Annotated in this window: 12 protein-coding genes; 3 read left to right on the top strand and 9 right to left on the bottom strand. The window is 35.1% G+C overall.

Annotated elements, in window-relative coordinates:
* Nucleotides 1-38: 38 nt before the first annotated feature.
* From ACFSQS_RS08235 to ACFSQS_RS08225, 3 genes are all read right to left on the bottom strand, one after another.
* Nucleotides 39-1,964: a PBP1 and LysM peptidoglycan-binding domain-containing protein gene (locus ACFSQS_RS08235; RefSeq protein WP_388016893.1), complete on the bottom strand. Its 1,926-nt coding sequence runs from the start codon at nt 1,962-1,964 to the stop codon at nt 39-41.
* A gap of 359 nt (nt 1,965-2,323) precedes the next feature.
* Complete coding sequence (gene guaA / locus ACFSQS_RS08230; RefSeq protein ID WP_388016890.1) at nt 2,324-3,859, bottom strand: glutamine-hydrolyzing GMP synthase; 1,536 nt, start codon at nt 3,857-3,859, stop codon at nt 2,324-2,326.
* Nucleotides 3,860-3,921: 62 nt separating this feature from the next.
* The gene (locus ACFSQS_RS08225; protein WP_388016887.1) at nt 3,922-5,292 is read right to left on the bottom strand and encodes a pyridoxal phosphate-dependent decarboxylase family protein; all 1,371 of its coding nucleotides are present in this window, start codon (nt 5,290-5,292) and stop codon (nt 3,922-3,924) included.
* Nucleotides 5,293-5,438: 146 nt separating this feature from the next.
* On the opposite strand from ACFSQS_RS08225, the gene ACFSQS_RS08220 reads away from it, so the two are divergent.
* Together ACFSQS_RS08220 and ACFSQS_RS08215 are read left to right on the top strand one after the other, a co-directional pair.
* On the top strand, nt 5,439-7,301 hold the full coding sequence (locus ACFSQS_RS08220; RefSeq protein WP_388016884.1) for a tetratricopeptide repeat protein: 1,863 nt from the start codon (nt 5,439-5,441) through the stop codon (nt 7,299-7,301).
* 226 nt (nt 7,302-7,527) lie between these two features.
* Nucleotides 7,528-8,484: a cadherin repeat domain-containing protein gene (locus ACFSQS_RS08215; protein WP_388016881.1), complete on the top strand. Its 957-nt coding sequence runs from the start codon at nt 7,528-7,530 to the stop codon at nt 8,482-8,484.
* A 58-nt stretch (nt 8,485-8,542) separates the two neighbouring features.
* Here the strand turns inward: ACFSQS_RS08215 and bshC are convergent, their stop codons facing one another.
* The 6 genes from bshC to ACFSQS_RS08185 all read right to left on the bottom strand — a co-directional run bounded on the left by bshC (nt 8,543) and on the right by ACFSQS_RS08185 (nt 20,446).
* Entirely contained in the window at nt 8,543-10,135 is a 1,593-nt protein-coding gene (bshC, locus tag ACFSQS_RS08210; RefSeq protein WP_388016878.1) for a bacillithiol biosynthesis cysteine-adding enzyme BshC, read from the bottom strand.
* A 488-nt stretch (nt 10,136-10,623) separates the two neighbouring features.
* Nucleotides 10,624-11,331, bottom strand: a complete 708-nt coding sequence (locus tag ACFSQS_RS08205) for a hypothetical protein (protein WP_388016875.1) — start codon at nt 11,329-11,331, stop codon at nt 10,624-10,626.
* Nucleotides 11,328-16,742, bottom strand: coding sequence for a T9SS type A sorting domain-containing protein (locus tag ACFSQS_RS08200; protein WP_388016872.1), 5,415 nt, complete (start codon nt 16,740-16,742; stop codon nt 11,328-11,330). Before ACFSQS_RS08200 ends, ACFSQS_RS08205 begins: the two co-directional genes overlap by 4 nt.
* A 31-nt stretch (nt 16,743-16,773) precedes the next feature.
* Nucleotides 16,774-19,113, bottom strand: a complete 2,340-nt coding sequence (locus tag ACFSQS_RS08195) for a hypothetical protein (RefSeq protein ID WP_388016869.1) — start codon at nt 19,111-19,113, stop codon at nt 16,774-16,776.
* Between the two features lie 23 nt (nt 19,114-19,136).
* Complete coding sequence (locus ACFSQS_RS08190) at nt 19,137-19,658, bottom strand: T9SS type A sorting domain-containing protein (RefSeq protein ID WP_388016866.1); 522 nt, start codon at nt 19,656-19,658, stop codon at nt 19,137-19,139.
* Nucleotides 19,659-19,801: 143 nt separating this feature from the next.
* Complete coding sequence (locus ACFSQS_RS08185; RefSeq protein ID WP_388016863.1) at nt 19,802-20,446, bottom strand: hypothetical protein; 645 nt, start codon at nt 20,444-20,446, stop codon at nt 19,802-19,804.
* Between the two features lie 507 nt (nt 20,447-20,953).
* On the opposite strand from ACFSQS_RS08185, the gene ACFSQS_RS08180 reads away from it, so the two are divergent.
* Nucleotides 20,954-23,452 carry a M14 metallopeptidase family protein gene (locus tag ACFSQS_RS08180; RefSeq protein WP_388016860.1) on the top strand — a complete coding sequence of 833 codons (2,499 nt, stop codon included), beginning with the start codon at nt 20,954-20,956 and terminating at the stop codon, nt 23,450-23,452.
* Nucleotides 23,453-23,720 lie beyond the last annotated feature (268 nt).

The raw sequence follows: 23,720 nt of genomic DNA, 5'->3' as shown, positions 1-23,720 counted from the left end.
TCGCAATGACGTGATATTAAAACGTTTTGTTTTAAAGCTTATTGTTTAACCTCAACAATGGTTAAGTCTTGGTAATTAACCAAATACACCGTATTGTTGTAATAGCCCCCAAAAAGTTTCTTTTTGTACGCAAACTTATTTTCTACATATTCAGTTAATGGTGCATTGTTAACCGACATATATAAATCTTCTGAAGTTACCAAACGCAATACCACGTCCATGGTTAAATCGAAACCTTTTACAGCAGCACTATTTGGTGTTGTGTTATATAATTTTTCGTAACGTTTTACAAAAGGATTATTATCGGTTTCTTTGTACGATTTAGAAGTCGTTGCATAAAGAAATTGTAATTTTGACAGATGCTCGTTAGAAACGCCATCGCCGGTAAATGCCCTATTCATGTTGGTAGTTGCCAAAGTAATTTCTATTGCCTCGGTATTGGTACTTTTATCTTCAGCCTTAATTAACGAAGCTAAAATACTGGTAACGTTAGATACAAATCCTTCATTTTTAGTTTCTAAGAAAACTATGTTTTTACCGGGTTTTAAAGCGCCTTCAATATCTTCTTTAATAACGAAAAACTCATCTTCCCCACTTTCTTTGTTTTTTCTGGAATGGACTTGTTTGGCATAATTAAAATCGCGCTTTAAACTATTTGAAATTGCAGTGTGCTTAGAATCAGAAATAACCATAATGTTATCCGCTAAAGTATCTGCTTTAATATAATTTACCAAAGTGCTTTTCAATTTATCGTTTGGCGCTCTGGATTGGAATACATTGTCGTATAATTTTAAGTTCAACCCAATTGGCGAAACCACGGGCACATTGTATGGCCTTAACTTAGAAGCCGCTTTATCAAAGGTATTTGAGGTTAAAGGCCCTATTACGGCATCAACCGTTTCAAAATCTTTATCATCTATTATTTTTGAAACTTCTCCAACTTCATTTTTAGTATCGTAAACATCTACTTTTAGCGAAACGCCCAATGTCTTTAAAGAATCAATGGCCAATAAAACACCCGAGTAAAAATCGAGCGAAGTATCTAAATAACGATCTTTTACAATGCTGTTTTTAGTATCTGCTTTAGACTGAAAATCCACTCTGTTCAACCTAAAAGGCAACATAATAGCAATGCGTTTCGAGTTAAAATCTACAATACTATCGGCTAAATTAATGCTGTTTGATGTTTCAATTGAAATAGCTTCGTTAAATGGCACTTTTAAAATCATGCCTACTTTTAAACCACTTTCAGCTAAACCCGGATTTAAAGCTTCCAAGGCTTCTTTTTCCAATCCTAATTTAAGTTTTAATCGATAAAAACCTTCTTTTGGCAATACTTTGTAATAGCTGTATTTTTCGTCAACTTCTTTTTCATCTTCATCTTCAATATTGGGCACAATAATTTCCTGTCCGTCTTTTAAAACCTCGCCCATTTCTGGGTTAAGTTCTTCCAACTCTTTAACCGAAATCCCAAATTTATAAGCAATACGCCACTTCCCTTCTTTGGGTTGTACTACGTAAGTTTTTGTAGGTTCTTCTTCAATTTCTTCTGTAATTTTAAATATGGGGATTTGAAGTTTATCGCCTTTTCTAAGCGGATCGGCATATAAAAATTTATTGTACTTTTTTATGTCCTCTTCAGCAATATCATACTTTTTAGCCAAACTGTACAAGGTTTCTTTACGTCTCGTTTTATGCTTTTTAAACCCCTGCAACTCTTTAACAACAACCGTTTTAGGCTTTTTGGCTTTCGACAACGGAATAATCAAAACCGTATTGGGTTTCAATTCTTTTTTGGCATCCGGATTTAAGGCATAAATCTCAGATGGCGTTACAAAATACCGTTTCGCTATCGCTTCAATAGTTTCGCCTTTTTTAACTTGATGTGTGCTAAAGTTTTGGGCATTAACCGAAGTAAAGCCTAATGCGAATACCAAAACCAATACTAAAAAAAATCTATTCATGCTGTTGCTGTCTAATCGATATAAATATAATAAAACACTGGTAATTTAATTATATACGATGTTTTTTCAAATTAAGGATGTAACATCCATTTCTTCTAAATTATTAGCATATAACATGCCAAAACTAACTATTTACGTTTTCAAATTTTTTATTTGGGCGTTACCACAACACTTCGACTGCGCTCAGTGCAAATGGTCGGGCTTTACGTTACAAGTCCTCGCTCCTGCGTCGCTGTGGGCTTTCCACTGCAATCCCTAACGCAAAACAGTCCGCAGTAGCCAGTATTCAGTTTGCAGTCATAATACTATTTTCCACATACTTATTACTGCAAACTGAATACTGGCTACTGCCTACTTAATCACTCCCACTCAATAGTTGCCGGTGGTTTACTGCTAATATCGTACACTACTCTATTAACGCCTTTTACTTTATTTATTATATCGTTGGATGTTTTTTGAAGGAATTCGTAAGGTAAATTCACCCAATCGGCAGTCATTCCATCGGTACTTTCAACCGCTCTAAGCGCCACGCATTTTTCGTAAGTACGCTCGTCGCCCATAACGCCAACACTGTTTACGGGCAATAACATCGCGCCGGCTTGCCAAACTTTATCGTAAAGTCCCCAAGATTTTAATCCTTCAATAAAAATAGCATCAACCTCTTGAAGCATACGTACTTTTTCGGCTGTGATGTCGCCTAAAATACGAATGCCTAGTCCTGGTCCTGGAAAGGGGTGGCGCCCCAACAATTCTGGATCTATGCCTAAAGTCGCCCCAACGCGCCGTACTTCATCTTTAAAAATAGCACGAAGTGGCTCCACGATTTTAAGTTTCATAAAATCGGGTAAACCACCAACGTTATGATGCGATTTTATGGTTGCCGATGGCCCGCCAGTAGCCGAAACACTTTCAATAACATCGGGATAAATAGTACCCTGTGCCAACCATTTTACGTCTTCTAATTTATGGGCTTCGTCGTCAAAAACTTCAATAAACGCGTTGCCAATGGCTTTACGTTTTAACTCAGGGTCTTCAATTCCTTTTAGCGCCTCTAAAAAACGCTTTGAGGCATCAACGCCTTTTACGTTTAAGCCCATGCCTTCGTATTGCTTTAATACATTTTGGAATTCATTTTTTCTAAGCAAACCGTTGTTTACAAAAATACAGTACAGGTTTTTACCAATAGCTTTGTTAAGCAAAACTGCTGCTACGGTAGAATCTACTCCACCGGAAAGTCCTAAAACCACCTTATCGTTACCTACTTTTTCTTGAATGGCTTCAACGGTTTCTTCTACAAAAGAATCGGGTGTCCAATCTTGATAAAGGCCAGCAATACCCACTAAAAAGTTTTCTAAAAGCTGTTTGCCATCGGTTGAATGATACACTTCTGGGTGAAATTGAATGGCATAGGTTTGCTCACCTTCAATTTTATAGGCTGCATTTTTAACATCGTTTGTACTTGCCAATAAAACTGCATTTGTTGGCAGTTGCTTAATGGTATCGCTATGGCTCATCCAAACTTGACTGCCTTCAGAAATACTTGCAAAAAACGGCTCGTTGTTTTTAATGAACGACAAATTTGCGCGCCCATATTCCCTGGTGTTGGACGGTGCCACCTCGCCTCCCGAAAAATGGGCTAGATATTGTGCACCATAACATACGGCGAGCAGCGGTTTTTTTGCTCGAATCTCAGATAAATCGGGATGTAAGGCAGATTCGCCACGTACCGAAAACGGGCTACCTGAAAGGATTACAGCCTTGTAATCTTTAATGTTTGATGGAATTTTGTTAAATGGATGTATTTCGGAATAGATGTTAAGCTCTCTAACTCTACGCGCAATAAGTTGTGTGTATTGCGATCCGAAGTCTAAAATTAATACCTTGTCGTGTTGCATGCGCAAAAATAGGAATTGATTTTATATTGACGAATTTAGGTTCAATATTTTTTTCGACTTTTTTAAACCATGGAATCTAAAATCATCTTTATATCATTTTCAGTAGTATCGGGATTTATAAAACAGAATCTTGAAACGGTTTCAAACGTATTGCCCGTTTTCCATTTTGTTGGGGTTACCAAAGCGAATCCTTTTTTGTGGTTTTGGTAAGTCCAATGCGTATAATCTTCAGGCTTCCACCCTATTCTTCTAAATAACACACAAGATAAACTGGGTGTTCGCACCAATTCTACGTTTGGGTTTTCTGCTATCATTTTACCAGCTATCTGCGCGAGTTCAATTCCGCGCTCAACCGCTTCTTTATAACGATCTGTGCCGTGAGTTGCCAACGAAAACCACAACGGCAACCCGCGAACACGACGCGTTAACTGTATTTGATAATCGGTTGGATTGAAACCGTGCGCACCTTCATCTTTAAAAATATCTAAATAAGAGCCTTGTTGCGAATGGGCTTGTTTTGCCAATTCTGGGTTTTTGTAAATTACCGCACCACAATCGTAAGGCGAGAACATCCATTTATGTGGGTCGATGGTAATGCTATCGGCACGCTCTATACCTTTAAACAAAGGCCTTACAGAATCGGCCATTAATGCGCCACCACCATAGGCAGCATCGATATGAAACCATAGGTTTTCTTTTTCGCAAATAGTAGCAATACCCTCTAAATCGTCAATAATACCAGCATTGGTAGTGCCTCCAGTTGCTACAATTGCAAATAAACGCCTACGTTGATGTGTTGTTAAATTATCGATGGTGTCTTGTAAGTCCTTACCGTGCATAACATCTTCGGTATCGACTAACAAAATATCCACATCGGCCACTTTTGCCATGGCTTTAATTGAAGAATGGGCACCAATTGAAGTGATGATTAAGCCTTTTTCGCCTTTAAAAGCTTCATTTTCTCTCCAATGCTCTCGAGCAGTGACAATAGCCGAAAGATTTGCAGCTGTACCGCCACTAGTAAAAACGCCAAATGCACCTTTAGGTAATCCGGTTAACGACACCATCCATTTCATGGCTTCGTTTTCGCAAAAAATACCACCTGCGCCTTCCATCCAATAGGCTCCATGAATACTGGAGGCCGAGGTAACCAAATCGAACATAATGGCTGCACGCGTTGGAGCCGCTGGCACAAAAGCTAAATGCCTAGGGTGATCGATTGGCACATTGGCTTTTGCTAAATGTTTTTTCCAAAGGTTAAAAGCATATTCGCCGCCAACTCCCTTTTTTGTTATGGTTTCACCTACTAGCGCTTTAAGTTCTTCGGCTTTTTGGGGCTGTCCTATTTTATGTTGGGTTGAAGAAATTCTATCGATGGTATATTTCATAACATCCATAGTCATTTCGACTAAATCTATATCTATTTTGTGCATTTTACAGTATTAATTTATAGCATTCAAAGTTAAAATTATATTTCAGGATAAATCAATCTAATAATATCTTAATCTAAATTTAATCCTATCTGCTTGATTTACAATTATTAATTAATTAATTTTAACAAGAACCAACCACTCTGTTTATGATAAAGGTTTTTTGTGCTTTCGTGTTAATGTGCGTCTCCTTTCTGGTTTATTCTCAAAATGAAAACAAATTAGACAGTCTTTTAAATGCATATAAAAACCAAACCGGTAGTATTGAAAAAGTTAATACAGCCGAAAATATTTTTATAGAAACCAGACAATCGAACCCAGAATTAGCTCTTAATTATTTGCACAAAGGCCTATTTGTAGCAAAGCGCATTAATTTCTCTGAAGGTGAAGCAAAAGCCTATAAAAACCTAGGGCATTATTATGTTAACTATTACAATCTAGATTCCTTGAGGTTTTACTTTAAAAAATCTGAGCATCTGTTTGAATCGATAAACGATAAAAATTCGGTTTTTAAAATACTAATTCTATTAAACCGGACTGAAAATCTTGAAGGCCATTTTAAAACGGCCTTAGAACTATCCAACAAATCTATAGCAATTGCAACACAACTTAAAAGCGGTTTACTGCTTAGCGAGGCACACCAACAGCAATCTACAATCCATTTGGATAGCGGTAATTATAAAAGTGCATTAGAGCAATTAATACTGGCTGCTAAGGCATTGGACACGCTTACAAACAAAAACCCATTAAAAGAAGCCATTATTAAAGTTGGTATTGGCCGTACAGAAACCCTAAGAAACAATTACTTAGCTGCCATTCCGTATATAGAAGAAGGCGTAGCCATATTTGAAGATTTAAACCACGAAAAATGGTTGGCCATATCGTACATGGAACTAGGAAACACCCAATACCATTTAAAACAGTACGATAAAGCCCTTTTAAACTACAATAAAGGTTTAAAAATAAGCAAAGCGAAAAAATGGGATAATTTTATCTCACCCTATTTATCGAACATTGGCGCCATTTATTTGGACACCGAAGAGTACGACAAAGCTTTGCAATACTTTTTTAATTCCAATAAAATTTCATCCAAACAAGAACCCGTAAACAACAAAATTATTTACTTAAACGATGTGGCTTCAGCTTATTTAGGAAAAAAAGAATACCAAAAAGCAATAACCCACTATACAAAAGCCATTAAATTAGCAGATTCTATAGCTTCTATGGATAATTTATCCGATAACTATAAAGAACGCGCTGAAGCCTACGGAAAAAGTGGCAACTATAAAAATGCGGTACAAGATTACAAAACGCACATAACTTTAAACGATTCGCTCTTCAATGTAGCCAAAGCACAACAAATAGAAGAGTTAAGAACCATTTATGAGACAGAGAAAAAAGAACAGGAAATCACACTTCAAAAAAATGAAATAGACCTCCTTGAACAAAAAGCCAAGGTGAGTAATCTTCAAAATCTTTTACTTGGCGGTGGCCTGCTACTAAGTTTAGCATTGGTAGCCTTTGGTTCTTATGGTTTCAGGCAAAAACTAAAACGCCATAGCGTTGAAAAAGAGAAATTGGATAATGAGTTAGCTTTCAAAAAAAAGGAGCTTACAACTTATGCACTTAACTTAGCTAGAAAAAATGAAGTCCTTGAAGGATTAAAACAAAAAGCTCAAGAGTTAAAAACACAACAAAACCAAGATGGATACCAACACCTGATTCGGACCATAGATTTTGATTTGAAAGACGATAACAACTGGGAGAATTTCAGTAAATACTTTCAGCAAGTCCACAAAGATTTTAACCGTAACGTAAAACAAAAATTTCCTGAAGTTACCCCAAACGAGCTCCGTTTAATGTCGTTGCTAAAAATGAATTTATCTTCGAAAGAGATCGCTTCAATTTTAAACATCTCGAACGAAGGCATTAAAAAAGCCAGATACCGAATACGCAAAAAATTAGGGCTCAATGCCAAAGAATCTCTGGAAAACCTTATTTTATCCATATAAACAAGTGGTTTAACTAAAAGCTGCTCTCCTGTTTGGTTTATACATTTTTTCGACCTGTCCCCCTTTTGTCCGCACAGCATATTTCATTAAAGACCAAGTAGATACTACATTTAGACTGTCATTAGTTTGACAACAACCGTTTTGTGGTTCTTGCGCTATTTGGGCTGCAGACCTTTAAGGCGTAAGATCACACAAAACAGTATTACAAACCACAAAGCAATGTATTATGAAAACTATTAAAAACACTCCAATTTTCTTATTTATTATAGCTCTGTTATTTATTTCTTGTAGCAATAACGACGATAATACGGCACCAACTCCAACAGCATCAGATATTAATAATACCATTGATGAGCACTCTCAAAATGGCACTTCCGTAGGCACGGTAACAACAAACATAACAGGAAACTTAAACTTTAGCATTACAACTCAGTCTGTGCCAAATGCATTGAGCATTAACAGCAATACCGGCGAAGTGTTTGTTTTAGATTATCTTAAAATTGATTATGAAACAAGCCCAGTTTTAACAGCTAATGTAATGGTTACAAACTCAACGGAAACTGCCAATTCTCAAGTAAATATTACTTTAAACAATGTAGATGACATTGCAGCCTTTTTAACAAGCTCTAAAGCAGACTATAATGCTGCAACAAGTGGTGAATGGATAAAAGTTACAGTAGATGAGTTTGTTCTGTTGGCTAATTCTTTAAATGAAGTAACTAAAAGCGGTGCAACTGACGGACACTATAATTTTGGTGTTTATGGTAATGTAGATCCTACTAGTACAGGTATTACAATGGCAAACAATAATGGCGCTACCATACCGGCAAACAGTTTTTGTTTTGCATTTAGATATAGGGTGAGTGCAGATAATACGGCTACTACAAAAGTAAAAGTATCAACTACCAGTGCAACATCAGGCTATCAAGATTTAGGCTCTACACTCCCTACCCATGACACAGGGCATAATTATTTTGTTTTAAAAGGCAATAATACGCCCATTTCTACCACAGGTTATCTTTCAATTTACTCTAAGTCCTCATTTCATTATGAGATTATTGATGAGCCAACAAACTACTATTACGAATTTGCTGATGCCAGTCAACTCAATACTAAAGGAAAAACATTAAAAGCAGTTATAAGATACCAAGGGCTAAGCACCACCCAAAAACAATGGGATTAAATTTTGTGTTTATTTTTGAGTTGGTTAGAAAAAGACTGTGCGAAAAACACAGTTTTTTTTATATGGTCAATATAGAGAACTCGCTTTTTAAAGGGTTTAAACTTTCAATTAAATTAGGAATTAAAGCCTCTCCATATTCCAAATAAAACTCCGAGAAATTACTGTTTCGTTCTTGCAAACTGCCATTAGGGAATAAGTCCCTTTGGAGGTCGCGCATTCTAGAAACTTGATCTGCCAATTTTCGTTTTTGGGCTTTAAGCAAACGTTTTTCAAGGTGATCTAAACCTTTTAATTGTTTAACTTCCTGTGCTTTTACGGCACCTAAAAAACTTTTATCGGTTTGTGCTGCCAATTCGTATAATGCCAGAAATTGCTTGTTAAGCTGTTCTTTTTGAGGCGAAAAATCGATGTCAATATCCGAAATCTGTCTTACCTTTTTATTGATAAAGGCATCGGGTTTTAAAAACAAGTCTGCTTTCGATATGTTTAATTTCTTGAGCTTTTCTTGCTGCTTTTCGGTTTGAATTAAAACCGAGTTACGCAATAACAAAATAGGAAACGGCACTTTAACCGCATCAAAAAACGGTTTTAACTGCAACCAGTACGCCAATTCGCCACCGCCACCAATATAACACAGGTTTGGCAAGATAACTTCTTGGTATAAGGGCCGCATAATCACATTTGGCGAAAACCGTTCGGGATGCTGTTTTACTTCATCTAAAATAGCGTCTTTTGTGAACGTAATAGCCGTATTATTCACTTTATAAAGTCCGTTTTCAAAAACAAGACGTTCGCGTAAATTTTCTTTTAAATAAAACAGATTAATTTCTCTTGGGTTAACCTGAATATTATAGGTTTTTTCAAGTTGTGTATTAGTAGCAGCAACCGTTTTATACGATGTACTATTTAACAACTCATTTTCAATAAATGGTGTAAATTGTTCTTTTAAAGGCGCATCATTGGCATCTATAATGACCAAACCATAAGCTTTAAACAATTGGTTGGCCAAATAATGTGTTGCAGCGCTTAAGTTATCATGTTTTACATAGGCGTTTTCAAAGATTGTTTTTAAACAATCGGCATTTTGACCATGACCAAGGTCTTTAGAAAACAAGTCTAAAACCCTATCTAATCCGTTGGTATATAATTCACCAACCGCACCTTGTGATGTTGTATTCCACTGTATTTTTTTGCCTTTAAAATTAAAGTAATTAATTTCTTCAAAATCGTGATCCTCCGTCGCCATCCAATACACGGGTACGAAATTATATTCTGGGTAAGCTTTTTTTAATTGATTTGAAAGGTTTATGGTTGAAATGATTTTATACAGAAAATACAAAGGCCCTGTAAATAAATTAAGCTGATGCCCTGTGGTAATCGTAAACGTATTATCGGCTTTTAATAATTCTATGTTCTTTAAGGTGGATTTTGATGCCTCTATATTTTTGTATTGATGTTCTAAGCGTGCCGCCAAAACAGCTCGAGAATTGGCTGAAAACGATTGTTGTTTTTCCTCTACTTGCGCTTTAAAGTTCTCAAGCTTTGGAAAACGATTGTAAAACGGATTCAATTCTTTTTTTTCATCTAAATAATCACTAATTAACGATGAAAAGTAACCAGTATCTCGAAACGGAATATAATTTTGCTGCATAATCAATTAAAAAAATTATGTAAATATACAGCTATTCCATTTTTATCGTTCTAAAAAATACGTTAAAGCATTTGCATTTCAAGATTGGTTTATGCAAAATACTAAGCAAAAAAAAAAAAAAATTGAATGGTAGCTTAACGTTTTTTCTTTTGGGTTTTTAAAAGGTTAAAATATTTCCCCATTTTAAAACGAATATCAATAACACTGTAACTGCTCCACTAATCATAAATATAAAGTGCCAATAGTACATTCTTGCTCCCCAGGTTCTGCGCATCTTTTTGTTATATGTGTTTTTGTACAAGCCGTTAAAAAACTTCCAAACAAGAAAAGTGATGATTAAAAAAAGTGATATTGCTATAGCCCAAATTTTTACCATTTATCGATATTTTAGTTCCAGATATTTTTAATTGTACCCGGTCATTAAATATACTTATTATTTACATGATTTGGTAGATAACAGGTTAATATATTTGGAATTGGACTGAATTTTACAGCACTTTAAACTGCTGCACGCCAGAATCTGAGGTGTTCTCCAGACCGTCTTTTGTTATTATTTTCCAATAATAATTGCCCGAAGCCACGGTTACATTTAATTCGGTAACACTTAAATCACTTGAAAACAATGCAGGTTCTGGGTTTGTGCCAAAATACACATCGTAGCCAACAATATCATCATCCACATCGCTACCGGCCCATTGTAAAGTAACAGAACTTGTAGTTGGAATTGATTCTGCCATATTTGGCGCAACAATGGTTGCCGGAAATGGCGCGTATGATTGCACCCCCGGTCCGGCATTGTAAAATTGCCAAGTTTCACTCTTTAGCGTTACCCCAGCTTTGGTAGATTCTACAAACCATTTGTAAGCGGTTGCCCGCTGTATTACAATGGGTATAATATCTTTGTTGGTTTCTCTTTCAATAATATTGCCTGTTGATAGGTTTTCTATGGTTATTTTATAATTATCGGAGGCATTGGCCCGCCATTCAAAATACACAGTGCTTTCGGTTGGTGTTAAGTTAGTGCCTTGGTTGCAAAGCATATTTTCTTGCGGAAAGTACAGGGCAACGCTTCCTTTTGTTCCTTCATTACCCGAGCCGTCTGGATTTTCACCGTCTGGATTGGCATCATCGACAGTAGATTTACTGCATCCAAAGACCAAAAAACCTAAACAGAGTATGTATATAAAATGTTTCATTTTTTTACGATTTTAAATGTTGATACCGATGATTTGTCTTTTACAAAAACCGTGTAAACGCCAACCGATAAATTGCTTGTATCAATATCCAAAGTGTTATTTTTATGATTGACCCATGTTTTGGAATATACGTTTTGCCCCAAATAAGAGTAAATTTTCAACAATAAATTCGCTTTGTCAAGGTTTCCTAAATGTATGTTAACTTTATTTTGAAATGGATTTGGGTGAGCAAAAACAGCATCGGACACCAAAATATTTTCTTGGTAAACACCTTGGCAATCTTCATCGGTGCTAACCTTTAAACTATTTACGCCGTTTTTTAAACCTAACGAAACTTTAGGGTTATTAGTGGTAAACTGCAATCCGTTTAAATCAATATTATAACTGGTGCTTCCAGAGAGATTAATTGTAACTTTTTTACCATCGGTACTTTTTCCTGTTGAGACCTGTAAAGGTTCGGGTTGGTTAATTACAAGGTTGTAACAGGTTTCGAAATTAGGGTATTGTTCTATAGTAATGCAAAGCGTGTAAGTTCCTGCCAACAGGTTTAAAATATCTATTTCGTTGGTAAAATTGTAGGTTTTCGAGAAATCTTCTTTAGTTAAGGTAGCGGTATAAGTATAATACTCCAGGGTTTTAATATTAATCTTTCCGTCGTTATTATTTAAACAGGTTTCGCTGGTAATTAGTATGGTAAAATTGTTGTTGGGCAGGTTTAAAATACTGCAGCCAAACAAATCTACGGCATCGCCAAAGGGTGTGTTTGGGCATTGGTCGTCTGCATTTGCAACACCATCGTTGTCGGCATCGGTGCAAATAGTTTGGTAATTTGCTGTGCTATCTTTAAACCAGTTATTGTACGTGCCGTTGGCGTTTGTAATTACCTCAACCGGATTATCTACCAAAATACAGATTAAAAGCGGATTGTTTGTAGCGTTAAATTGTTTAAGGTTTTGGTTGTTTCCGTTTTTAATATTTAATTGATCGCTTACAAAAAGATTGGATTGACAGAACAAATTTTCTAAATTGGGGTTTAAAACCACCTGGAGCGCGTCCAACTGGTTATTCGAGCAGTTTAAAGTTCTTAAATTTAGCAAAGCATCAACATTTAGTTGGGTGAGCATATTTGCCGAAACATCCAAATTAAGCAAGCTTGTGTTTGCATTCAAACTAATTTGAGCCAAACTATTGTTTGATACGTTTAAGGCAATTACATTGGGAAGCATAGACACATCTATAGCACTTAGCGCATTGCCCGCTGCATTTATATTTTGCAAAGAAGTGTTTGCACTTAAATCGATCTGTGCTACAGCGTTGCCTTCAAAATTTAGGTTGGTAATATTGGTAAACCCCTCAATTCCTGTTAAATCCAAAATATTTTGATTGCCAACATTTAAAACAGTAACGTTTTCTATATTGGCCGTTAACACATAATCGTTTAAAACATCGTCGTAACCCAGATCGATTAAGGCTTGCTCGAAATTATCGTCGGGCACAAAGGTTTGCCCGTAAAAGCAATCTACAGCATAATTTGCGGTAGTATCTTTTAACCAAGTTACACCGTTTGGAGCAGCTCCCGTCTCTGTTTCTATACAAGTTAAATTAGGGTTATTTTGAGCATTTAAGTTAACAAGATTTGGGTTTTGGCCGTTTTTAAGATTTAAACTTTCCAAAAGATTAGACCGACAACTTAAACTTGAAAGTGCCGTATTTTGCTGAAAATTTAATTCTATAATTTGATTGAAATCGCAATTGAAAATTTGAAGCATAGCAATTAAACTCGTATCAAATCCTGTAAAAGCATTATTAGCGATATTTACATCAATAACATTAGTATTATTGGTTAAATCTAAACTAGTTATTGAGTTATTAGAACAGTTAATTTGAATTAAATTAGTGTTTTGGCTTAAATCAACCGAACTGATTGCATTGTTTGAAAAATCCAGATTCTGCAATGCTGTAAAATCTTCAATTCCTGTTAAATCTGATATATTTTGTCCGTTAATATTTAAATTGGTTAAAACTTCTATAGTTGCTGTTAACACATAATCGTCTAAAGCACCAGAATCGAAACCTAAAGCAATTAAAGCCTGCTCAAAATTATCGTCGGGCACGTAGGTCTCACCAAAATGGCAATCTATACTGTAAGTGGTTGTTGCATCTTTAAACCAATTTGCCCCAATAGTATTTACATCATCGACTTGCACACAGGTAAGCTGCGGATTGTTGGAAGCGTTAAAACTAGTAATATCACTATTTATTCCGTTTTGGATGTTGACGAATTCTAATTGATTACCGGATACATTAATGGTGATTTCATTTGGACAAAAATCTAAAGGGTTATTTTGGTTTTGCGCTGGACAAGCCCCGGTGCCCATTGTTGTTAAATCGATATTGCCCGCAATTTCATTATCGCTGCAATTAAAGGTTTTAAGCTGATTTAGATTGGAAGACAATTGAACAGTCGTTAATTGGTTGTTGCTTAAGTTAATTTCGATTAAATCCGTGTTGGTATTTAGGTCTAATTCTGTAAGTTTATTGCTGCCAACAGACACATACTTAAGGGCTGGCAAATTACTTAAAACGGTTGAAAGCTGATTGATTTGATTGTTGTCTAAAATTAAAGTTTCCAAAGCGGCCGAAGACAAATTGTTTATGCCTGTTAACTGGTTTTGCGAACCCGAGAGCGCGATTAAATTGGTATTGGCAGATAAATTGATATTGGACAATTCGTTATTAGAAAAATCTAAAACTTCCAAAGCACCATTTGAAGTAATATCAAGTTGTGTTAAGGTATTAGATCTGCAATTTAAAGTGGTTAATGCTAAATAATTTGTTACTAATAGCGAATTCAAATTGTTACTAGAACAACTCATTTTAATTAATGAATTGTTGTTAACTGTAGCGGTAATCAAATTAGTTATTTGGTTACTGTTACAATTAACTTCTATCAAATTATTGGTATTGCTAATATCTAAAACCGTTAAATCATTGTTTGAACAATCAAGTTCTTCCAAATTGGAGTTTAATGCAATATTTAAATCAGCTAAATTATTGTTTGAACAAAATAGTTTTGTTAAACTAACAGTTCCAGAAGTATTTAGCAGGCCATTTGTGTTGGCGGGATTATTGGTTAAAAAATAATTTGAGCCGCAGAACAGGTTTTGTAAGTTTAGCATACCGCTTACATCTAATTCGTTTAAGTAATTACTGCTACAATCCAGCTCTATTAACGATAAAAATGCTTTAATGCCCTCAAGGTTTTCAATATTTTTCCCACTTACGTTTAACGTTCTTACGTACTCTATGTTTGCTGTTAGTACTTGACCATCCAATGCGCCAGAATCTATGCCCAAATCAACTAAGGCCTGTTCAAAATTAGCATCGGGAATGGGTGTAAACCTATTGTTTTCACAATCGGCATTATAACTGGCCACGGGGTCTATGGTCCAACCCGCAGGAATATTTCCTATTACAGCAGCATCTGCATTTATACAATACAAATTGGGGTTATTTGTTGCGTTAAATACGGTTGTATTTGTGTTATTTCCGTTTCTAATATCTACAAATTCCAGAGCATTATTGTTGCAAGTAATGCTTGTTAATGCCATATTTGAACTAAGATTTAATGTTGTAATATTGTTATTAGCGCAGTTTAAAACCGTAAAAGCCACAAAGTCTTGAATACCCGTTAAATCGGTAATTCCTAAACCAGCAATATTAAGGGTACCTGTAAAAGCCGTGGCACTTGCTGTAGAGACATAATTATTATTTGCAACACCATCACCTAACCCATTGGTTTCAAGGTAGTTCTCAAAAGCATCATCTGGCACATAAGTACCGCAATTTACAGCATAAGACGCTGTTGCATCAACATTCCAAGTTACACCAGCGGGTACAGTACCGGTATCTGTTTCGATACAAGATAGGCTTGCATTGTTTATAGCAGTAAAATTAGCAAGGTTTGCGTTTTGGCCGTTTCGTAAATTTAAAACCTCTAAGACATTGAAATCGCAATTAAAATCTGTTAAAGCTGAATGATTACTTAGGTTTAATGATTGAATATTGTTATTCGAGCAGTTTAAACTGGCGATGGCAAGGTTATTGTTTACATCTAAATTAAACAGTGTGTTATTAGACACATCAAGCATAGATATATTAGCATTATTACTTAAATCGATACTTGTTAAGTTATTATTTGAAGCATTTAAATTTATTAACTCCGTGTTATTGGAAAGATCGATTTCATCTAAATTATTAGTACTGCAATTAAGGATTTGTAATGCGGTAAAATCTTCAATTCCTGTTAAATTATCTATATTCTGATTTGAAATATTTAGTATCAATTCACTGCTAATTACCGATGTTAGCACTAAATTATTGTTATTAATGCCATCTCCCAACCCGTTGGCTTCAAGGTAAGTTTCAAAATTGTCATCGGGTACATAAGTATAAATATCTGCACATGTAGTTTCGGCATAATAGGTCCAATCATCTTTTGCCCAATTTACATTTGGGGTAAAGCCCGAATCTACTTGAACACAAAATAAATCGGGGTTGTTTTCTGATTTAAAAGTTGCAACCAAATCATTAAAACCGTTAGCTACAATTAAAGATGAAAGTTGATTGTTGGATACATTTATTGAAGACGCACCTTGACAAACCGTTACAGGATTGGTTTGTGGGTCTGGACAAACAACTGTGTTAATTGTAGTTAAGTCCAAAGTAGTTATTTGATTATTTGAAGCATCTAATATTTTTAAATTGGTATTTGAAACTAAATCTAAATTTGTTAGTTGGTTTGATGCGCAAAAAAGACTTTCTAAATTGGTATTATTACTTACATCTAAACTATTTATCCTATTATTTGAAATTGATAAAGAAGTTAAACTTGCATTTTGACTCACATCAATAACAGTTATTCTATTATTAGAAGTGTTTAATTTTTTTAACAATGAATTATTAGTTACTTCTAGTGTTAAAATTTGATTGCTAGAACAATCTATATCTTCTAAATTTAAATTTGATGATACATCTAAAGCAGTTAATTGATTAGCACCACACAATAATGTTTGCAGATTATTATTATTCGAAACATTTAAAGAAGTTAATTTATTATTACTACAAATTAATGTTTCTAAACTATTAAAAGCCTCAATACCAGTTAAATCACTAATAGCCATATCGTTTATAATAAGCGATCTAACACTAGTAATCCTATCAGTAAAAACACTACCATTATTAGCTATACCGTCGCCCATACTATCATCATCACCTATATTAACTAAACCTCCATTGGCATTGTGAGTTTCAAGGTAATCTTCAAAGTTAGCGTCTGGTACGGCTGTTGTTTGAGCCTCTAAAAATGAGTACGCAAACAGTAAAATTAATACTAGAATATTATTCTTCATAACACTGTTATTAATTAACTCTAGAGAACTATTAGTGTCCTGCTTTTTCGTTAACTTCTTTATGGAAATGTATCTGTGTTTTAAATGCGTCTTTTAGCTTAGCAACAAACTTTTGCTTAAATTCTGGATCTTCTTTTATTTTTTTTAAGACATAATTTTGCATTTTAGTTGCCCCCAGATTTTTTAGAGTTTTTTCTGCAAGTTTTAAAGCTTCATCTACATCATTATCTGACAATTCATAGTAAATAAATCCTTCTTTTATTTCATACTTACGCCCATAATAATCTACATTTCCTTTAGAGTTTTCATAATTTTTAGCGGTATGGTTATCATAACTTGTTAAAGTTTCTCCATTTTCAATTGCATCTATTCTTGCAATTGTTTTTAGCAATAAATCGTTAAGGTTTTTTATTTGTTTTTGTTGTTCTGTAACTTGTTCTTCCAATTTTTCAACAATGGGGTTATTATCATTATTGTTTATACCAACGGCAGTATTAATTAGGTTATAGCCAAATTTGTTGTCTGATGCTTCCCAAGCTACACCAACAATGTTTTTAACATCTTTTGCAGTTAAATTCTTAGGTGATATTGCTATGCCTACTCCATTATTACCTCCAGAAGGAACTATATAATCTCCAACGTTTACAACACCTATAATTTTAACAGGCACTTGCCCCATAAAGGCTACTTTTTCAAAAAATTGTTCTTGATTTTTTTGAGGCAAAGCCCCTAAAACTGCTGGTTTATAAGAGATTACCATCATGCGTTCTGCACCAGAAGTGTTTTTTGATATCTTACCTCCTCTAACACCTACAATATCACCATAACTCATTTTTTCGCTAATATCTTCTCTAAGTAAGTATTCTGCATAATCTCCAGCTCCTGAAGCATATGACACACCACGATATCTATTTTTATTATCATAAAACGTATTTAGCGTGTAAGATGCAAAAACTTGATTAAGTGTGGCAGCTGTAACTTTTAATATTTGTAAAGCCAACGAAGATGACTCTGAAATAATTAATGATGGTATTGGAGCCGTAAAGCAGCCTCCAATACCTGCACAAAACGTACTACTAGTAGATGCGGCAGTTACTCTAAAAGTGGCCTTAGAAAGATCCGTTATTTCCCAAGCTAAATCTAAAGTTCCATCTGCAAAATCATAAACAGAGCCTAATTGATCTAAGTTATAATCGGCATTATTGACAAATTCATTTGGATTTGTTTCACCTTCAATTCTTCCCCAAAGCATTGGACCTTGAGTATCTGGTAATCTTACACCAGATATTGTATTTGCACCAGGTTCAGCATTTTTACTAAATCCATCAAATATTCCCGTATCGTCTATACCAAATAAATCAAACATTTCTCGTATCGCTGCATTTAAAAGTGTTGGTTGGTATGGGTCTTGGTCTACAGAAGTTTCATCCCAAAACGACACAAAATTATTAGCATTCCTAGCTCCATTTGCATTGACTCGTATAGCTATACCTTGGTTACCACCTTCTACTAGTAAAGGATAACTATTTATATTTAAATCTGGTCCTGTTAAAGTAGAAGTAATTTTAACTTGATTATTTTCAGAGTGTATTTGTACAGCGCCTTTTAATTCTGTACTATCGGTAACTTTTAAAGTTCTGGATTCTAATGCTCCAAAAGTTGATGTGCCTTTAACCTCTAAACTTCCGTTAAGTATGGTTGGTGCATCTACATCCCAATTAGGTGGTCCTGTTAAAGAATCGCCAACAATTAAAGCGCCCGATAAATTTGTTATACTCTTATTATTAACATTTAATCCGTTATTAAAATTTGCTAAACTATCAACCACTAGCCTTCCTGATAAATAAGTTTCATTACCATCGTGCACCGTAAGGGTACTATTTAAGTTTGTTGGCCCGTTAACGGTAAGCTCTCGGTTTAAAAACGAGTCTTGATCAACCGTTAAAGTACCTGTTGCGGTTATATTTCTGTGGTATGCGTAGGGCACAAATGTGAGCACTTCCCTGCTCATATCAACAAAACTGTTTCCGTTTTTAAAATCGATGTCCACTTTTAAATCCTTGGGGGTGCCGTCCCAACTTATCTTTTCGAAATCGTCATGCTTAACAGCTCCTATTATTAGGTTTATCCTTCCAAATTCATCGGTTGTTGTGGTTTGTACTTCTTGAAATTCAATTTGGTTTCCAGAATCGAAAATGGTAAACCTGATATCTACCGTTGTGGTTGGTAAATAATTGCCTTGCGAATCTACACCGGGCAACTCCAAAGCGTCTGGACCAATTATAATAGCTTGGTAACTAATACCATCGGTCTGTGCAAAATTGTTAAAGGACAAAACAAGAAATAAAACTAAGCTAATTATCTTTTTCATGGTTGGTTATTTTTTGTTACTAATTATTTTTTTATGAGTTTAGAATGAAACAACTTGTTGTTTGATTGCGCTTTAAGCAAATAAGTTCCGCTGGATAAATTATCAAAATGTATATCAATTCTTTGTGAAGGCGCAAACGTTTTTGAGTAAATAAGCTTTCCGTTAAGATTAAAAACGTTTACCAAAATGTCTTTTTCAGTATTTTTGGCAAATGCGATTGAAACCGATTGCTCGAATGGGTTTGGATAAACATTTGCCGCTAAATCGTTGTTTTGAGCTAATAGCCTAACTTTAATCTTACTTAAAGGTTGCTGATACCCTTGCCTTAAAGAGTACCCGTTGTTAGAATATGTACCAATAACACTAGCCTGACCAACACTTTGGCTTATTGAATATGTTCCCTTTTTAGTAACCACGGCGTGCGACGAACCACTAACACCCAAGTTAGTTCGTATAATATTATAAGAACTCGATTTAGCAGAATTTTGCGCATCCAAAGAAAAAGCAAAACTTAATACAATAGCTAATAAAACATATAATTTCATTTGGTTCAATCTTTAATACATTATATTTTGTGGGTAACATTTAACTAGCAATTTAAAACAAAAATTAGGTTTTAAGTAGCCTGTCCATCATTTGTCTAGCCCTAAAACGTTACAATTTAAGCGACTGGCTAGCAACACTTGTGCTAAAAATCGCAAAAACAGTTTGGTAGGTTTATAATAAAACCAATACCGAATTGATGGGCGCTTAGTTTTAATTTTTCGGCATTTTCGCCACTACTAATCAATACGGATTTTCCGTAGGTATATCCCGCATAAATGGCCGTACTGTTTGAAATGGGATATTGCAGCCCAACACCGGCTCGCAAAAACAAAATGCTGTTGTTAAACTCCTTTTCGCCTACCAAATTAAACACATCGTTGTTTATGGTTTGATTGCCCCGTATTAAAAATTCTGAAGCCACCGAAGCATTAGCGAAAAACAACAAGTCCTGCAATTGAAACAAACGGATGTCCAAACCTGCTTTAATACCCAAATAGCTTACGTCCCACGCAAAAAAATTGTCCACACTGCTTTCGCTGCCTATGGCTCCATAATTGTTGTAAGACACACCGGCAGAAATAAACATGGTTTTTTGCTTATTAACAACCTGTCTATACCCCATGCCAAAATAAGATTTTGACTTAGACAATAAATTATCTAGCGGTTGTCCTTGAGAATTCTTGTAATCGAAAGCAGAAATTGTCGAGCCATATTCCATGTACAACTGTTGGCTATATAAAGATAAACCAGTAAAAAAAACAAGGTATGCTAGTAATTGTTTTTTCATATTAATTATTATTTTTTTTTTTGACATAGACACGTAATCTATTTCGGCTTTAATAATACAAACATCTATATTTTAATCATTTAAAGCACCTATTATAATTATAAGTTCATCAATTAAAAACAGGCTTGTCCATAAAAAACACAATTGCTTTTAAATTGAAAGTTTTAAAAAAACACATCTAAAATACTTATGAACATGTTGAATATTGGCCATTGCTGTCCATTAGCTAAGCTATTTACTAATGCACATAAAACAAAATAAATCTGCTTATGTCCATGCTTTGTCCGATAAAAACCAAGCATATTTTCAATAAAAAAACATCTTATACCAAACAGCAATTGCTTAAATTACAGTTTTTTAATTGATCTTTTATTGCAAAAAAAACCAAATGTAATAAAAGCACAGGCCTATTTAACGGTATAATATTCTTAAATGGCCAAAGGCTTTATGTTAGGCTCAGATGCATAAATTAAGTAAATTAGCCCTCGAATTAATTTACCTTTTTCCATGAAACAGTATTTAAGCCGTTTATTCTTTTTTGCCTTATTAGCATGTAGCTTACCATTTAACGCGCAAGACCTTCAATCGCCTTCAGAATTTTTAGGATACCCTTTGGGATCTCAATTTTCAAGACACCACCAAGTAGTCGATTATTTTAAACAGGTTTCCAAGCAACTTCCAAAACAGGTAAAACTCGAAAATTATGGAGAAACTTACGAGCGCAGATCTCTTATGGTTGCTTATGTCTCTTCAGAAGAAAACCTGCAAAATCTTGAAACCATTCGTAAAAACAACCTAAAAAACACGGGGGTAATTGATGGTGAGCCAACAAACCCAGATATCGCCATTGTATGGTTAAGCTATAACGTGCACGGTAACGAAGCTTCAAGCACCGAGGCAGCCATGGAAACACTTTACAAACTTTTAACCGAAAAACAAGACTGGTTGCAAAACACGGTGGTTATTATAGACCCTTGCTTAAATCCAGATGGCCGCGACCGCTATGTTAATTGGTACAACACTACCGCTAGCACGCCCTATAACATTAACCAGCAAGCCAGCGAACACCACGAGCCCTGGCCCAGTGGCAGACCAAACCACTACCTGTTCGATTTAAACCGGGATTGGGCTTGGGCAACACAAACAGAAACCACAACAAGGCTTAAAATTTACAACAAATGGCTGCCTCATATTCATGTCGATTTTCATGAGCAAGGTATTAACGAACCCTATTATTTTGCACCGGCAGCCGAACCTTTTCACGAGATAATTACCAATTGGCAGCGCGATTTCCAAACACTAATTGGTAAAAACAACGCAAAATATTTTGATGCCCAAGGATGGCTTTATTTTACAAAAGAACGTTTCGATTTACTATACCCCAGCTATGGCGATACCTACCCAACTTATTTGGGCGCCATAGGAATGACCTACGAGCAAGCAGGCCACGGGCGTGCCGGATTGGGTATTTTAAATGATGAAGGTAATGTTTTAACCCTTGCAGACCGGGTTGCCCACCACACAACCGCGGGTTTATCGACTGTTGAAATAGCATCAAAACATGCCGAAAAACTAAATACTGAGTTTAAAAAATTCTTCAATAATTCTAACTTAAAATACAAAAGCTATGTACTTCAGGGCCATACCGATAAAATTGAGTCGCTAACAAATCTGCTTGACAAACACGAGATTAAATATGGTTTCGCTCAAGGCGGAAAAGTTAGCGGTTACCATTATGCCTCGTCTTCGCAAAAGCAAATAAGCACTTCGCCAACAGATTTAGTGGTAAGCACCAACCAACCCAAAGGCAAAATGGTAAAAGTGCTTTTTGAGCCCCACACCAAACTAAGCGATTCGCTAACCTACGACATTACAGCTTGGGGCTTACCTTATGCCTACGGCTTAAATGCCATAGCCAGTAAAAACTTGGTACAATCAAATCCTGTAAAAAAAATTACAAAAAACAATACCCCTAACAAAACCGCTACAGGATATATTGCAAAATGGAACCATTTAAAAGATGCCGAGTTTTTAACCGATTTATTAAAGCAAAACATTAAAGTAAGATTTACCGAAAAACCACTTAAAACCGAGGGTAAATCTTTTAACAGCGGCTCTTTAATTATTGTTAAGGGCGATAATAAAAAGGTAAGCGATTTTGATAACATTGTTATAACATCTGCCAACCAATTTAACCGAGAACTAACCCCAGCACAAACCGGATTTTCTGCAAGCGGCCCAGATTTTGGATCGCCAGATATTAAATTGGTTAACAAACAAAACATTGCAATTCTCTCTGGCAAAGGCACATCATCTTTAGATTATGGTGCACTTTGGCACTTTTTCGAGCAGCAATTGCATTACCCAGTAACCTCAATAAACACAGAAAATTTTGCTGGTTTAAACCTTAATCCATTTAATGTGCTAATAATTCCCAGCGGTAATTACGGCTCTATTTTAAACCAAAGCGGACTAGAAAAATTAAAATCTTGGGTTGCCCAAGGCGGAAAAGTAATTGCCATTGGCAATGCCCTAAAAACTTTTGCAGACAAAAAAGGTTTTAAGCTAAAAAACAAGCAAACCAACCCCAAAGACAAAGACAGCATTAATTTAATACCATACGCCAACAGAGAACGAGAGGCTATAAAAAACCTTATTTCCGGCGCTGTGTTTAAAACCAAAGTAGATAACACACACCCTTTGGCATTTGGTTACAACAAGAGTTACTACTCGCTTAAATTAGGCAGCAACTCTTATAAATTATTAGGCGATAATAATTTTAATGTGGCCTATTTAAGCGATAATACAACACAAGTTTCTGGTTTTGTGGGAAGCCATACTTTAAAAAAATTAAACAACTCGTTAATTTTTGGTGAAGCACGTATTGGAAAAGGCAGTATGATTTACATGGCAGACAATGTAATGTTTAGAAGCTTTTGGGAAAACGGCAAGCTCTTTTTAACCAATGCCATTTTTTTTGTTAATAACAATGCTGTAAAGTTGTAGGTTTTATATTTTATTTTATTAGATTTTAAAAAACAGCTAGTCGTTTAACGTTCAACACAAGTTCTTAGAACAGATTTATATTTCGGAAAAAAAATTAACAGCAATTAACACAAATAAATTAAGAAAAATTATATGTATTAAGTATAATATATGAAAAAAATATTTTATTATTAATTATCCCTTTTTTGCTTTATTGTTGAAATAAAGATGACACTTTAGATGCAGGTAAAGAAACTAAAGTTTTCGGAAATATTTATGACATCCCGAA

Origin of the sequence: Gelatiniphilus marinus (assembly GCF_042684345.1) — a bacterium.
GTDB classification, from domain to species: Bacteria; Bacteroidota; Bacteroidia; order Flavobacteriales; family Flavobacteriaceae; genus Gelatiniphilus; species Gelatiniphilus marinus.
This window is presented reverse-complemented; position numbering and strand designations above follow the sequence as displayed.